Source organism: Cupriavidus sp. 05N40, assembly GCF_056397305.1.
This window is the reverse complement of sequence record NZ_JBFTND010000001.1, coordinates 68,935-82,622: the sequence shown is the minus strand read 5'-3', so window position 1 is coordinate 82,622 and position 13,688 is coordinate 68,935. Positions and strand designations below refer to the sequence as shown.

14 protein-coding genes and 1 pseudogene are annotated in these 13,688 nt (G+C 69.1%); 7 read left to right on the top strand and 8 right to left on the bottom strand.

Translation table 11 applies throughout. The features are described from left to right. Positions 1 to 10: 10 nt before the first annotated feature. Positions 11 to 283 (top strand): annotated as a pseudogene (locus AC1DO7_RS00385) (DUF1177 family protein); the annotation flags it as partial. 139 nt (positions 284 to 422) lie between these two features. Beyond that, a complete protein-coding gene (locus AC1DO7_RS00380) occupies positions 423 to 1,103 on the top strand; it encodes a hypothetical protein (protein ID WP_441617308.1) in 681 nt (226 codons plus the stop codon). 13 nt (positions 1,104 to 1,116) lie between these two features. On the opposite strand, the gene AC1DO7_RS00375 is transcribed toward AC1DO7_RS00380, so the two are convergent. Together AC1DO7_RS00375 and AC1DO7_RS00370 are read right to left on the bottom strand one after the other, a co-directional pair. Then, a complete protein-coding gene (locus tag AC1DO7_RS00375) occupies positions 1,117 to 2,079 on the bottom strand; it encodes a DedA family protein/thiosulfate sulfurtransferase GlpE (RefSeq protein ID WP_441617381.1) in 963 nt (320 codons plus the stop codon). Between the two features lie 201 nt (positions 2,080 to 2,280). Continuing rightward, entirely contained in the window at positions 2,281 to 2,625 is a 345-nt protein-coding gene (locus AC1DO7_RS00370; RefSeq protein ID WP_441617306.1) for a hypothetical protein, read from the bottom strand. A gap of 297 nt (positions 2,626 to 2,922) precedes the next feature. Between AC1DO7_RS00370 and AC1DO7_RS00365 the strand changes: the two genes are divergently transcribed. Continuing rightward, the gene (locus tag AC1DO7_RS00365) at positions 2,923 to 3,447 is read left to right on the top strand and encodes a cupin domain-containing protein (RefSeq protein ID WP_441650108.1); all 525 of its coding nucleotides are present in this window, start codon (positions 2,923 to 2,925) and stop codon (positions 3,445 to 3,447) included. 132 nt (positions 3,448 to 3,579) lie between these two features. Continuing rightward, positions 3,580 to 3,936, top strand: coding sequence for a DUF1304 domain-containing protein (locus tag AC1DO7_RS00360; RefSeq protein WP_477115662.1), 357 nt, complete (start codon positions 3,580 to 3,582; stop codon positions 3,934 to 3,936). Between the two features lie 4 nt (positions 3,937 to 3,940). Here AC1DO7_RS00360 and AC1DO7_RS00355 read toward each other — a convergent pair whose 3' ends face one another. After that, positions 3,941 to 4,447, bottom strand: a complete 507-nt coding sequence (locus tag AC1DO7_RS00355; RefSeq protein ID WP_441650107.1) for a hypothetical protein — start codon at positions 4,445 to 4,447, stop codon at positions 3,941 to 3,943. Positions 4,448 to 4,769: 322 nt separating this feature from the next. Between AC1DO7_RS00355 and AC1DO7_RS00350 the strand changes: the two genes are divergently transcribed. Beyond that, complete coding sequence (locus AC1DO7_RS00350) at positions 4,770 to 5,618, top strand: IclR family transcriptional regulator domain-containing protein (protein ID WP_441617298.1); 849 nt, start codon at positions 4,770 to 4,772, stop codon at positions 5,616 to 5,618. 15 nt (positions 5,619 to 5,633) lie between these two features. Here the strand turns inward: AC1DO7_RS00350 and AC1DO7_RS00345 are convergent, their stop codons facing one another. From AC1DO7_RS00345 to AC1DO7_RS00335, 3 genes are all read right to left on the bottom strand, one after another. Continuing rightward, positions 5,634 to 6,770: an NAD(P)/FAD-dependent oxidoreductase gene (locus AC1DO7_RS00345; RefSeq protein WP_441650106.1), complete on the bottom strand. Its 1,137-nt coding sequence runs from the start codon at positions 6,768 to 6,770 to the stop codon at positions 5,634 to 5,636. Between the two features lie 27 nt (positions 6,771 to 6,797). Beyond that, positions 6,798 to 7,547 carry a flagellar brake protein gene (locus AC1DO7_RS00340; RefSeq protein ID WP_477115661.1) on the bottom strand — a complete coding sequence of 250 codons (750 nt, stop codon included), beginning with the start codon at positions 7,545 to 7,547 and terminating at the stop codon, positions 6,798 to 6,800. A gap of 204 nt (positions 7,548 to 7,751) precedes the next feature. Next, a complete protein-coding gene (locus AC1DO7_RS00335) occupies positions 7,752 to 8,717 on the bottom strand; it encodes a LysR family transcriptional regulator (protein WP_477115660.1) in 966 nt (321 codons plus the stop codon). A 180-nt stretch (positions 8,718 to 8,897) separates the two neighbouring features. Here AC1DO7_RS00335 and AC1DO7_RS00330 point away from each other — a divergent pair, with 180 nt between their 5' ends. Further along, positions 8,898 to 9,536 carry a LysE family translocator gene (locus AC1DO7_RS00330; RefSeq protein ID WP_441650104.1) on the top strand — a complete coding sequence of 213 codons (639 nt, stop codon included), beginning with the start codon at positions 8,898 to 8,900 and terminating at the stop codon, positions 9,534 to 9,536. 21 nt (positions 9,537 to 9,557) lie between these two features. Here AC1DO7_RS00330 and thpR read toward each other — a convergent pair whose 3' ends face one another. Both thpR and AC1DO7_RS00320 read right to left on the bottom strand, forming a co-directional pair. Further along, positions 9,558 to 10,139, bottom strand: coding sequence for an RNA 2',3'-cyclic phosphodiesterase (gene thpR, locus AC1DO7_RS00325; RefSeq protein WP_441650103.1), 582 nt, complete (start codon positions 10,137 to 10,139; stop codon positions 9,558 to 9,560). A 36-nt stretch (positions 10,140 to 10,175) separates the two neighbouring features. Then, positions 10,176 to 11,090 carry a 2OG-Fe(II) oxygenase gene (locus AC1DO7_RS00320; RefSeq protein ID WP_441650102.1) on the bottom strand — a complete coding sequence of 305 codons (915 nt, stop codon included), beginning with the start codon at positions 11,088 to 11,090 and terminating at the stop codon, positions 10,176 to 10,178. Positions 11,091 to 11,452: 362 nt separating this feature from the next. On the opposite strand from AC1DO7_RS00320, the gene AC1DO7_RS00315 reads away from it, so the two are divergent. Continuing rightward, positions 11,453 to 13,687: an alkaline phosphatase family protein gene (locus tag AC1DO7_RS00315; RefSeq protein WP_441650101.1), complete on the top strand. Its 2,235-nt coding sequence runs from the start codon at positions 11,453 to 11,455 to the stop codon at positions 13,685 to 13,687. Position 13,688 lies beyond the last annotated feature (1 nt).

Below are 13,688 nucleotides of genomic sequence, written 5' to 3'. Positions count from 1 at the left end.
CACGCAGCCAGGCCTGTACCATTTCAACAGCATCATGCAGCCGCATGTGGCCACTTCCGCGCCGGTGGTGGGCGTGGCGCTGACCGCGCAATCGGTGGTCTCGGGCAGCGCCACCAGCGCCAACCACGAGATCGACATCGCCGAGGCGGTGCGCTTCTGCGTGGAAGTGGCCAAGCGCTTCGGCCAGGACAAGTGCCGCTTCTTCAACGCGGTGGAGTGGGACAAGATCCGCGCGATCTATCCCGACATGACGGCCTTCCAGCGCGCCGGCACGGCACGCTGAAGACCGGCGCCTGCCGGCGCGAGGCCGCGCTGGTGGCGCCGTGCGTGCGGCAGGCCACATGGAGGATGTTCAGAGCGCCCGCTTCAGTGTATGGTTGCGCACCTGACGCGGTCCCAGCCCCAGCGGCTATTCTTTTTGCATGAAGTCCTGCCTCAACGCCCCCGCCAGCGCGCCGCTGCTGCGCTGCCTGTCCATCCTCGCCGCCTGCGCCGCGCTGACGGCGCTGACGGGCTGCGAACGCGAGCAGCCGGCACCGGCTGCCCCGGCGGCGGCCGACGCCTCGACCGCGCGCGCCGACGATGCCGGCCAGCCCGACGACTCGCCCGCCTTCGCTCCGGCCCCGCTGGCGCGCCCGCTGGTGGCGCTGCGCGGGCTATCCAGCATGGCGGACGTGCAGGCTGCCTGGGGCAAGCCGCCCAATATCACGCCCAACCAGGAAGAATGCGGTACGGCACTCGACGAAGAGAACCTGGTGGACTACCGCTACCCGGACGCGCTGATCGAAGTGGGCCGCAGCGGCGACGCCGTGATCCGTTCCCTGCACGGCATTCCGGCGGGACTGACGCTCAAGCTCGAGGGCCACGACATCGCCGCGACCACGACGCTCAGCGAACTCAACTCGGCCCTGCGCAAGAACCCGCGCTGGAAAATGGCGGAGGCACCCGGCAAGGTGCGCAGCCCGGCCGACCGCGACGAAGACGATCCGCTCGAGCACCTCGCCTACACCACGCTGTACACGCTGGATGGCGACGGCGACCAGTACCGGCTGTATTTCCTTGGCGAGCGGCTGGTCGGGTACGCCTACTGGGTCGGCTGCTAGCGCAGGCGGATCGCTAGGACGTGCGCGGGGCGGGCTCCCGCGCGGCGAGGTCGTCCGCGGCGGACGCCGCGTCGTGCAGGCGTTTCCATTCGTCGAAGCCGCCGGCCAGCGCCCACGTGTTGAGATAGCCCGCGCCTTGCAGCCGCTCGGCCAGGATGGCGGCGGACACCTCGTTCGGACATGCGCAGTAGATGACGATCTCGACGTTGGCCGGATGGGTCGACAGCAGGTCCAGCGGCGCGTGCAGATCCATCGTCAGCGCACCGGGAATCCTTTCGATGGCTTCGGTGCGCACGTCCACCACCAGCGGGGAAGCGTCGCCCTGGCGCCGCGCCTCGAGCTCGCCCACCGTCATGCGGCGCACCAGGCGGGTCCGGCGCAGCAGCCGCACCCGCCGCACGAACTTGTACGCGACGAAGGCCGCGAAAGCGGCCAGCACCACCGCCACCGCCACCGGGCCATAGGTGCTGAAGGCAAGCAGGATGGCTTCCACGAAATCGGTAAACACCACGCCGATCAGCAGCGCCCCGCCGGCCCACACCAGCGCGCCCAGCGCATCGTAGAACAGGAATATCGCGAACGGCGTGGCGGTCATGCCCGCCATGGCGGTGGACAGCGCGCCGGCGCCCGGCAGCAGCTTGGAGAACACCAGGCTGCGCGGGCCCACGCGCAGATACAGCGACTGCGTCTGGCGGATGCAGCTGTCGGGGGAAATCGAGACGCGGCAGATGGTGCGCAGCATCGGCTGGCCCAGGCGCTTGCCGGCAAAGTACCACGCGGTATCTGCAATCAGGCAGGCCAGGATGACCGCCCCCAGCACCAGCCCGATCGACGGCCCGGTGTCGCGCATGCCGAGCGCCCCGGCCACGAACAGCATCGGCACGGCCGGCACCGGCAGCCCGGCCTGCTCGGCCAGCACATTGAGAAACACCAGCATCACGCCGTGGTTCTCAAGCAAGGTCTTCAATTCGCCCAAACTGCCCACGCCACTCTCCGCGCTTTTCTGCCCCTCAACTCAGGCGGCGCGGGCGGGATGCCCGCGCCGGCGGGCATAGGCGTAGTGTGCCACCATGGCGGCACCGTGCGGCGCAGAGTCTTGCATGGCGGCCTCAAAAACCCTGAATGAAGAGCCGCCGGCCAGCCGCTGCTGTCGCCGCGCGCATCGTCCCGATGCACCTCAGGCGTGGGCGCCGTCCTGGAACGTGTCGATCTTGCGTGCCGGGTCGGACGACACGCCGGTGCGATCCCAGCCGGCCAGCTTCTGCGCGCCATCGGAGTACGGGTCCGGCCTGCGCAGCTGGCTGGCGGACGCCACGGGGACGGGCGGCGCGGCGGGGTCGAGGCGCGCGCCGTCGCTGTACACGTCGAAGCGCGACGCGTGGAACGCGTGGAATACATAGCCATAGCGGTCGGCGGACACGGCGCTGTCCCTGGGGCCGGTGGCCTGCGCCGGGATCGCCAGCGTGGCGAGGCCCGCAAGTGCGGCAGACGTCATCAGGAGCTTCAGGCTGGGGGTCTTCATGATGCTCTCCTTCTTGGCGATCGGCGGATCGCAGTATTGCTAGCAAGGCGCAGCGCGTTGCGCTGTTCCGGCCACACGTGAATCGCGCGGTTGAAGACAGATACGCCGCGCGGCGCGCGGTGGATGCAGCCAATCGCGATGCCGGCGCGGGTCAGGCTTGCAGGTCAGGCTTGCAGGTCGATCCCGGCCGCGCCGGCCGGGCGCCGGACCAGCCTTCGCCGCTGACTTCTCCCCGGCCAGCAGGCATCATGTCGGCTATCCGTTTCCCGTCCCGCCTTGCCTGTCCCGGAGCCACGCATGCCCGCCCGACCCGCCCTGCAAGACCAACTGATCCAGCGCTTCGGCCTGCAGGCACATCCCGAAGGCGGCTACTACCGCGAGACCCATCGCGACACCGCGCGCGTGGCGCGCGAAGGCGGCCCGGCCGGCGTGGCCACGCACGCCGCGTCCACGGCGATCTACTACCTGCTGTGCGACGAGGCGTACTCCGCCTGGCATCGCATCCGCGCCGACGAGGTTTGGCACTTCTATGCGGGCTGCCCGCTGCATGTGCACGTGCTGGAAGCCGATGGCAGTCTCACCACGCACCGGCTAGGCGATGCGCTTGCGCATGAGGACACGGTGTTCCAGGCGGTAGTCAGGGCGGGTTGCTGGTTCGCCGCCGAGCGCAGCGATCCGGACGGATTCTCGCTGGTCGGCTGCACGGTGGCGCCCGGCTTCGAATTCAGCGAATTCGAGCTGGCCGACGCCGCCAGCCTGCAGAAGGCACACCCGCGCCACGCCGCGCTGATCGCGCGGCTCGCGCCTGCCGTGGCGGGCTGAACACGCGTGGCGGCGACGCCGGCGCCGAATACCCGCCGAATACCCGCCGAATACCCGCCGAATACCCGCAGAGTACCCGCCGGGTACCGGAACGATTCCCAACCCTGCCGTACTTTCCCGAGAGCCTTGGCTATGAAATGGTTGTCCCTCGCAGCGGTCGCGCTGGTGGCGCTGGAGCATGTCTACATCATGGTGCTGGRGATGTGCCTGTGGGACAAACCCCGCGGCATGCGCGCCTTCGGGCTAACGCAGGAATTCGCCACCGCGACCCGGGCGCTGGCGGCCAACCAGGGGCTCTACAACGGCTTCCTTGCCGCCGGGCTGCTGTGGGGCCTGGCCAGCGCGGCGGTGCCGGTGCAGTTGTTCTTCCTGGGCTGCGTGCTGGTGGCCGGCGTGTTCGGGGCCTGCACGGCGAGCCGGAAGATCCTGTGGATTCAGGCCGTGCCGGCGGCGGTGGCCATCGGACTGGTGCTGCTGGCCCGCGCCTGAAAGCTCAGTTCGGCCGGCGGTATGCGTTGTCGATCCACGCCGCCGCGCTGGCCTTGCTCAGCTTGAACGCGGGAGATACGCGCACCTGCGCCAGTTCCGCGCCGAGTTCGTCGCAGGCGCGCAGCACGGCGTAGGGATTGTCTTCGTCGGGCACGATATCGAGCGTCACGGCGATGCGGGCCGTGTCGGTATCCACCATCACGCTCTTGTGCAGCATGGCGTGGAGCTGCTGTTCGTGGCGGCGCAGCACCTCGGAGGCAGTCTTGACCAGGGTCGAGAACGCACCGGTGTCCAGCGGCTTGGGATTCTTCTTGTCCCGGCCCATGGTCCACGGGCCCACCAGGGCGGGCTCGGGCTCGCCGTCCTTGATCATGGCCACGGCCCAGCCGTCGTCGTCCTCGTTCTTGATCACGCGGGCGGTCCAGCCGTCGGCGCGCCACAGGCGGGCTTCCTGGATCTTCTCGGCGTCTTCCCCGGCTTGGTCTTGGGACAGTTCGGGCTGGTCGGTCATGGCGGCATCTGCATCGGAAACAAGGGCGCGATTCTACCCGTCCCGGCCCGTGCCGGCAGTGAGACGGATCCCATACATCGATCCCCTCAAAAGTTGTATTTAATGTCTGCGCACCGCGTCCTATGCTGGGAACGTCGCCGAGACCCCCGTCTTGATGACACCCCTTCGATGTCGCCGCCACCTTGGAACGGCGACGTTTTTTTGTGCGCAGGCGCCGCGCGTGGCACCAAAGCGGGGCCGGCGGCACAAGAAAAGCGCTGGCCGGGCGGGCCGAGGCAGTTTAAGATGCGCGATTATCGAACAACACGCGCGCACCCGCCCAATGGACGCCTCCATTCCCAGCAGCCCTGGCCAGGCACCGGCCGCCACTGTCCGCGTCGCCCGTCCCCAGGCCGACCTTCTCAACAGCTTCGCCGGCGACCCCAATTTCATGCTGTCGCTGGCGCGGGGCCTGAGCGTGCTCGAGGCCTTTTCGGAGCGTAAGCGCCCGCTCACCATCTCCCAGGTCGCGCAGCGCACCCAGCTGTCGCGAGCCTCGGTGCGGCGTTGCCTGTACACGCTGGAGCAGCTCGGCTACGTGAGCCAGCAAGGCGGGCAGTTCGCCCTGCGTCCGCGCGTGCTGCACCTGGGACATGCGTATTTCTCGTCCACGGCGCTGGTATCGCTGGCCCAGCCCATCCTCGACGGCCTGAGCGCGCGGATCCAGCAGACCTCCGCGCTGGCCATCCTCGACGACACCGACATCCTTTACCTGGTGCGCTCGGAAGTGCAGCGCGTACTCACTTATTCGCTCGGCATGGGCAGCCGGCTGCCGGCCTACTGCACCTCGATCGGGCGCCTGCTGCTGGCCCACCTGGCGGAGCCGGCGCTGGAAGATTACTTCGACCACGTCGACCTGCGCCCGCGCACCCTGCAGACCAAGATCTCCCGCCCCGAGCTGGAGGCCAGCTTCGCCAACGCGCGCGAGCTGGACTACATCATGGTGGACGAGGAACTGGAGCCGGGCCTGCGCGCCATCGCGGTGCCGGTGCGGGGGATTTCCGGCAGCGTGATGGCCGGCATCAGCGTCAGCATGAAGGCGACGCAGGTATCCGAGGCGGAGATGGTGTCGCGGCTGCTGCCGCCGATGCGCGAAGCCGCCGTGGCCATCGGCAAGCTGATTGCCGCCTGAGCGGCCCTGCACCGCCTAGCGGTGCAGGCGAGCCGGCCCGAGCATGGCCGCGTCGAGGCCGAAATCCACGATGCGCTGCGGCAGTGGCTTGCCCTGCACCAGCGCCGCGCAGGCCTCGCCCATCGCGGCCGAGGTCTGGATGCCGTAGCCGCCTTGCGCGGCCACCCAGAAAAAGCCCGGGGCCTGGTCGTCGAAGCCGCCCACCAGGTCGCCGTCGGCGACGAAGGAGCGCAGGCCGGCCCAGGTGCGGGCCGGGCGGCGGATTTCCAGCGTGGTCATGTCCTCGATATGGTGGATGCCCAGCGCGATATCCATTTCCTCGGGCTGCACGTCGTGCGGCGACACGGGGTCGGCATTGGCCGGCGAACCCAGCAGCATGCCGGCGTCCGGCTTGAGGTACCAGCTCTCGTCGAAGCACATGAACATCGGCCACCGGGCGATCTCCAGTCCCGCCGGCGGCGCGAACACGAAGGCCGAGCGGCGCTTGGGGGTGAGCCCCAGCGGCCTCGCGCCGGCCAGTCCCGCCACCACGTCGCACCAGGCGCCGGCCGCATTGACCACCACCGGGGCGCGCCAGGTACGCCCGCCCGCCTGCACTTCCCAGATGCCCTGGCTGCGTTCGATGGCGGTAACCTCTGCGTCGCAGACGAGGGTGCCGCCGCGCTGGCGCATGCCGCGCAGGTAGCCCTGGTGCAGGACATGTACGTCCATGTCGGCTGCGTCGGGCTCGAGCACGGCGCCCAGCACCTTCTCCCCGCGCAACACCGGCACCAGGGCGCAGGTGGCGTCGCGGTGCAGGCGCGCGGCGCGCGCGCCGAGCCTGCGCAAGCCGTCGAAATGCTGGTCCAGCTCGGCGCCCTCGCCGGGCTTGCCGATGGTCATGGCGCCGCGCGGGCTGAGCACGGGGTGTTCGGAAAAGCCTGCTGGCGGCGCATCGAAGAACGCGCGGCTGGCCATGGTGAGAGCGCGCACCTGCCGGGGGCCGTAGCTCTCCATGAAGAGCGCGGCTGAACGGCCTGTCGAGTGATAGCCGGGCTGCGCTTCGCGCTCGAGCACCACTACCCGTCCGGCCTGGGCCAGCCAGTAGGCCAGCGACGCGCCGGCAATACCGCCCCCGATAACGAGGAAATCCGCGCAACCCGTCTCTTCCATGCGCTGCCTCCTTGCGCCTGGCCGGTCCTAACCGCGGCTGGCGAGTTCCAGGGAAAACACCAGGCGCTGCAGGAAATTCTCCATGCGGCCGTCCAGGTTGGAGAAGGCGCAGCCGAAGTGGTGGATGGCGCTGTCGTCGCGTCCTGCCAGCCAGTGGCCGACTACCTGCAGGCTCAGATCGAGCTTGCCCAGCGGGCCGAAGTCCAGCTTCGCGCCGGCCACCGTGGTGCCGACCGGCAGGTGCGTGGCATCCACCGTCTTCGAGCGCAAGCCTACGCCTGAAAGCGACAGGTCGGCAATGTCGAGCTTGAGCGCGGCGCCGTCCGACATCTTGATGGTGCAGCCGTAGCCCTTGGTGACCAGCGTGCGCGCRCGGAAATGGCGGCGGCGCTGGAAGTGATASAGCTTSTCCGGGAACGGTGCGACAAACGCCGGGCCGCCCTGGAACTGGGTGGCTTCGGGCGTGCCGATCACGAAGTTCACGGGCACGCCGCGCAGCGAGGCGGAGAACGCGTTCTCGGGCGAGGCCAGCAAGGCCTGCCGCTCCGGCTCGGTGCGGCACCAGTCGAAGACAAAGGTGCGGTTGGCCGGATCGACATGCAGGACCGTGGTGACCATCTCGTGCGCGGTACGCGCCCGCACGTTGATGACGCACTTCTGCCAGGCGAGGTCGCGCAGCACGGTGCCGATCTGCGAGGAATGGGTAAGGCGATAGCGGTCGTCTGGCAACGCGCCCGCGTCTAGCTCGGATTGCTCCGGGGAATCTTGGAGACTCATGAAATCACGCAAACGTCTGTGAGAGGCCTGCGTCGCGCCAGACTGGCTTGCGACGGGAAAACGGGCTGGCCGCGAACATGGAGCGGGCGGCCAGCGCCGCATGTTAAGCGTGGCGCTGGTCGCTGCGCAAGCTCTTGTTCGGTCTACGGCGAAATGTGGCAAAACTTGAGCCAGACTTCCGTGGGGTAGCCCGCCGGGCCGCGTTCAGGCGTCGCCCGCGGCGCCGGGCCGGCCGGTGATGCCCGCCGCCCTGCGCGGGCGCGCAACCCCGCCAGGCGCGGTGGCGCGATGTGCCGGCACGGTCACCTTGGCCGGCTCGGCGCCCAGCGATGCCAGCGCCTCGCGGCACAACCAGTCGCGCACCGCGCGCCGCCGTTCGTCGCGCTCGAAGGCCACCGGCGAGAGCAGATGGTAGGAGGAGCCGTCCCGCACGAAGCCGTGCGGCGCGGCAATGCGGCCGTCGGCCATCTCGTCGGCCACCATCAGGCGCGAGGCGATGGCACAGCCGAGCCCGGCCGCGGCAGCCTGGATGCTCAGGTAGAAATGCTCATACCACGCGTCGGCGCCAAAGCGATGCCTGCCGCCGGCAGCCTGTGCCCAGCGCTGCCACGCGTCGGGGCGCGAGCGCGTGTGCRGGCGCGRCTGCCCGGCCAGGTTCGCGGTGCCGGCGCGGCACACCACGCCCACCCATTCCTCGGCCACCTCATGCGTATGCAGCTGCGCGCCGAAGCGGAAATCGTCGCGCCGCAGCGCGAGGTCCACGCCGCTGCGCGCGAAATCGAGCGGACCACCCGCGGCCATCAGGTGCAGCGTGATATCCGGATGCGCCTCGGCAAAGCGAGGCAGCCGCGGAATCAGCCAGCGCATGGCGATGGTGGGCTCGCACGACAACACCAGCGTCTGTTGCCGGCTCTGCGCGCGGATGCGGTCCACGGCGCCGGCCAGCAGCTCGAGCGACTGTGTGGCGGCCGCATGCAGGGCGTGCCCGGCCTCGGTCAGGAACACCGCGCGGTTGCGCCGCTCGAACAGCGCCACGCCGAGCGCGTCCTCGAGCTGGCGGATCTGCCGGCTGACCGCGCCGTGGGTCAGGTGCAGTTCGTCGGCGGCGCGCATGAAGCTCTGGTGCCGCGCCGCGGCCTCGAAGAAACGGATCCAGCCAAGCCAGTGCATGCGGCGCCCCAGTCAATGAGATACGTGAATTTTCCTGACGGAATTGCAGCAGTATAAATCGGTTGTGAGGGACCCGCCCGGCCGGGAGAATGGCGCAATTGCAGCAGTATTTCCTGCGCTTCCGGCTGCACGGGCCGTGCCTCGCGGCATGCCATCACCATCAGGTAACCTCACACGAATATGCACCCGTTCACCGAACTGCTGGCCGTCGCGACCATCACCGTGCTGGCCGTCATCAGCCCCGGCCCCGATTTCGCCATGGTGATGCGCAACAGCTACCTGCACGGCCGTCGCGCGGGCCTGCTCAGCGCACTGGGCATTGCGCTGGGCGTGCAGGTGCACGTGTTCTACACGATGTTCGGGGTGGCCCTGCTGATGGAACATGCCCACGGCCTGCTCGGCGTGGTCAAGGTGCTGGGGGCCGCCTACCTGGTCTGGATCGGCATCCAGACCTTGCGCAAGCGTGCTCCCGCCGCGGCTGCCGCGGCTGCCGATAGCGCGACCGCGGCGCCGGCGCTGTCGGCGAGCGCGGCGCTCAAGATGGGCTTTCTCACCAATGCGCTCAATCCCAAGACCACCTTGTTCGTGGTGAGCACCTATACGCAGGTGGTGGATGCGGGAACGCCGCTGCCGGTGCAGTTCGGCTACGGGCTGTTCATGTCGCTGGCGCACCTGGCGTGGTTCGGCCTGATCGCCTGCTGCTTCACCACGCCGGCGCTGCGCTGCGCCATGCAGCGCCGCCAGCGCCTGCTGGACCGCGTCATCGGCGGCGCACTGCTGGGACTCGGGCTGGCGCTGGGGCTCGGCAATCTCGCCTGAGATGCGCCGCCGGCCCGGGCCTCAGCCGGTGACGGCAAGCGCGTAGGCCCGCCGGCAGACATGCTGCGCGCCGCCGGGGCGCAGGTAGCTTTGGTAGAGCACGAAGCGCTCGACTGTAAGCGGCGCGCCGACCTGGTCCATCTGCGCGGCGCGCCATGCCCGCAGCGCGTTGTCCGGCACCGCTTGCATGCTGCGCGCGAGCGTGATGTGCGGCAGGAAGCCGGCATGCCGGCGGTGTGTGGAGGGTGGGGCCGGCGACTGTGCGCCGGCATCGCCGTCGCAGCCGGCCAGGGCATCCTCGACCGCCGCGTGAAGCGCATCGAGCGCGGCGCAGCGTGCGACGCCCGCCCACAGCACGCTCGCGCGGCGGCCACGAAAACATCCGGCCTGCTGCACGCTGAGCGCGAACGGCGTGCACGAGACTGCCTGCAGCGCCTGCTCGATGCATACCGCCGTGTCCTCGTCCCGCTCGCCAAGGAAGTGCAGCGTCAGGTGGACCTGATGCGGGGCTGCCAGGCGAACGCCCGCCACGCGCGGCACGCGCGCGAGCAACGCGTCTGCCAGCACCGCGGGAACTTCGATCGCCACGAACAGGCGTGCCATGCCATTCACCTCTTGTGCGCGCCCTGCCGCGCCGGGCTAGCCCGCCATCCTCTGCGGCGCGCCGCCGGCAGGCACGAAGCGCCGCTGCCGCATCCACTTGGTCACGACCCATTTCTCGCCGGCCTGCACCGGCGCGCCCGCGTGCAGCGTCCTGCCATCGAGCTGGTTGGCCGCATCGCAATATTCAAAGTACACCGCATTGCCCTTGCGCGGCGAAACCGCGAAGCCGATTTCGGGGAAGGCGGTCTCGCCACCGGCCGGCACGTCGTTGAGATACACCACCAGGGTGCTCACGCGCTGCCCGCTGCGCGCCAGCGAAGCCTGGTTGGCCGCGTTGGTCGGCATCAGGAAATCGTAGTGCGGCGTACTCTGCGCGCCCACCCCGTAGCGCAGCACCTGCAAGCCTTCGCCGTTCTCCACGGGCAGTTGCATCAGCGCGGCGATGCGCTGGTCGAGCCGCGCGACCAGCGCATTTTCCTGCAGGCGAAAGAACATGCCATGGCTGGAGCGGTCGTCGCTGACCACGGTGAAGCCGGTCGAGGGATCGACGGTGGTGGAAGGCGCCAGGCGCGGCTGCGCCATGGCCACCAGCGCATCGCATTCGTCGTGGCTCAACACGCCCTCGAGCACGGCGATCACCGGCCGGTCCATGCGCGACAGCACGCGCACGTCGCGATCGGCGGCGCGCAGCAGCGAACCCGGCCCCAGGCGCGCGCCGGGTGCCGCCGGCCTGGGCCGGGGCATGGTGATGCTGTCCTGCGGCGCGGGGCGGCCGTCGCGGCGCGCGCGCGCGAACGCTGCCACCAGTTCTCGCGCGACCAGCGCATCGTAGCCCTGCGCGCAGAGCGCCTGCGCCATCTTGTCTGGCGCCGCGCCGCGCTGCAGTCCCTGCGTGATCCAGTCGCGCAGCGCGGGGGGGAAATGGATGGTGGCAAGCGTGGTGTCTGACATGGCGGGCAGGTGGCGGGGAGGAAGCGAAATGGCGCCGCGAGTATGGCGCCACGGCGCCCATGTACGCAAATCACTACATACGGACATTAGCGCGTCACATAGTTTCAAATGAAATTAAATTGTCACTTAACGCCGATAGTATCCCGCCTGCCGCAACCTTGGCGTGGCGCGTAGCCCATTTTCCGCTCACCCGGCGGGGCCCGCGACCATGGCGACGGATGCATCCGTACGGCCTGTGAAGAGCGGGTGCGCATCGGCATCCGGCGCGCCTTCATGCAGATGCCACGGACGCGCCAGCCGGCATGTCGCGCAGGCTTGCCGGTGCCGGTTCCATCCTTGCCACAGTCCCCTCGAGGTCAACAATGAAGAAGAATGCAAGCCCACACCGCCTGATCCCCGCCGTCACGGCGCTTGCCGCCGCCGCCATGCTGGCGGCTTGCGGCAGCGACGGCACCGGCACCGCCAGCACCCCGGGCAGCGTCACGCCGACGCAATCCGCCGTGCAGGGCAGCGTGATCGGCGCGGCAGTGAAAAACCCCACCGGCGCGGCCAACTCCAGCGCCGCCGGTGGCGTCGACTACGCCTTGAGCACCACCGGCGTTGCCGTGTCGCAAACCTTCCAGCTCGTGGCCTACGGCAACGCCAAGGTGTGCGCGGACACCAACGGCAACGGCCTGTGCGACGGCGGCGAGGCCTCCACGCTGAGCGCGGCCGACGGCAGCTTCACGCTGCCCGCCGGCACCACCGGCAGCCTGGCCGCGGTGGTGGGCACCGACGCTACCTTTACCGATCCCAACACCGGCAGCAGCGCCAAGGTGGCGCAGAAGATGATCCTGCGCAGCGCGGGCGAGCAGAACGTGGCGGGCGCCAAGGTTGTGATCAGCCCGCTGTCGACCGAAGTCGTGCGCAATATGGAAGCCGGCAAGCAGTCCTTCGCCGACGCCAAGGCCGCGCTGGCCGGCCGCCTGAGCCTGCAGAACACCCCGGCGCTGCCGACCGACGTGACGGTGCAAGCGGACAGCGTGGTGGCCGACGTGGCCGCCGTGACCGACAGCCGAGCGCAGGCGGCGCTGCTGGGCGAGGCAAACATGCTGGCCAGCCGCTTCGCCCTGGCCAGCACCATCCTCGACCGCGGCTATGTCACCAGCGCGGCGACCGATGCCGTGCAGACGCTGCAAGTGGCGCAGGACAACGCCTTCAACCCCGAAGGCATCCCGCGCTATGACCACCTGTTCGTGGTGGTGTTCGAGAACCACAGCAACCAGACGGTCGACAGCGCCTCGTATCCCAATTTCTACAAATACCTCAACGTCGAAGGCAACAAGGCCTCGAACTACTTCTCCACCGGCAACCCCAGCGAGCCGAACTACATCTCGCTGGCCAGCGCCGACGACTGGGGCGTGGCCGACGACAATGCCTGGAATTGCCTGCCGGCCGGCGACACCGCCAACCAGCCGACCGACGCCTACATGCCGCTGGTCGCCTGCAACGGCGACACCAAGGTGCATAACCTGAAGGGCCGCCGCAATATGTTCACGGCGCTGTACAAGGCAGGCATCGGCACGCGCGTCTACAGCGAATCGATGGACCCGGGCCAGGACCCGCGCAAGGATGGCGCCGGCAATGTGGCCATCACCGCGGTCAACACCACCTCGGGGCTGGGCGCGACCGAACCGATGATCGCCAGCCTGTACAAGACCAAGCACCATCCGGCGGTGAACTTCGACGACGTGCGCACCCGCCCCGACTTCTTCAAGAACCTGAGCCGCACCGTGGGCGGCGGCCAGTGGGATGCAGCGATCGCAAGCTATGCCAAGGCGCACGGCATCACCTGGAACACGCACCAGTTCGAGGATGACCTGCTCAGCGGCGACATCGGCGCGCTGAACTACATCGTGCCCGACCAGTGCGATGACATCCACGGCACCGGCGTCGCGGTGGCCGACTGCGTGTCCGGCCCGACCGGCATCGCGCGCGGCGACAAGTACGCCAAGTACCTGGTCGAGACCATCAAGGCCTCGCCGGTCTGGAAGAACACCAACCGCCGCTCGGCCATCGTGCTGCTGTTCGACGAAGGCAGCAGCTTCTTCGGCAGCTCCTCGTGCTGCGGCTGGAACGTGGGCGGCGGCGCCACCAGCGGCGCGCCGCTGGGCGAAGGCATCACCACCGCGGTGCCGAAGTACAACGGCAGCAACAAGGGTGACGGTCCCACCATCTTCGCGGTGCTGACCAACCAGGCGAGCGCGCCCAAGGGCGTGGCGGATTCCGACTCCTACAGCCACTTCTCCTTCGTGCGCACCATGCAGGACATGTTCGCCCTGGCCGACCCGGGCGTGAATACGTCCTACATGAACCGCTCCAAGTACACGGAGTCGTACATCGCCGCCAACCTCGCCAGCCTGGCCGAATACTCGGGCAGCGCCGACACGCACTTCGACGCCGTGCGTCCGATGAACCACCGCTACGTGGTGAAGGCCGGCGACCGCCAGTCGGGCGGCGCCACGCCAGGCGCGGGCGGCAGCGGCCTGTTCAACAACGGCAACGTGGCCGCCGGCCCGGACACCACCCAGATCAACATCTGGGCTCAGCACTCGTAAC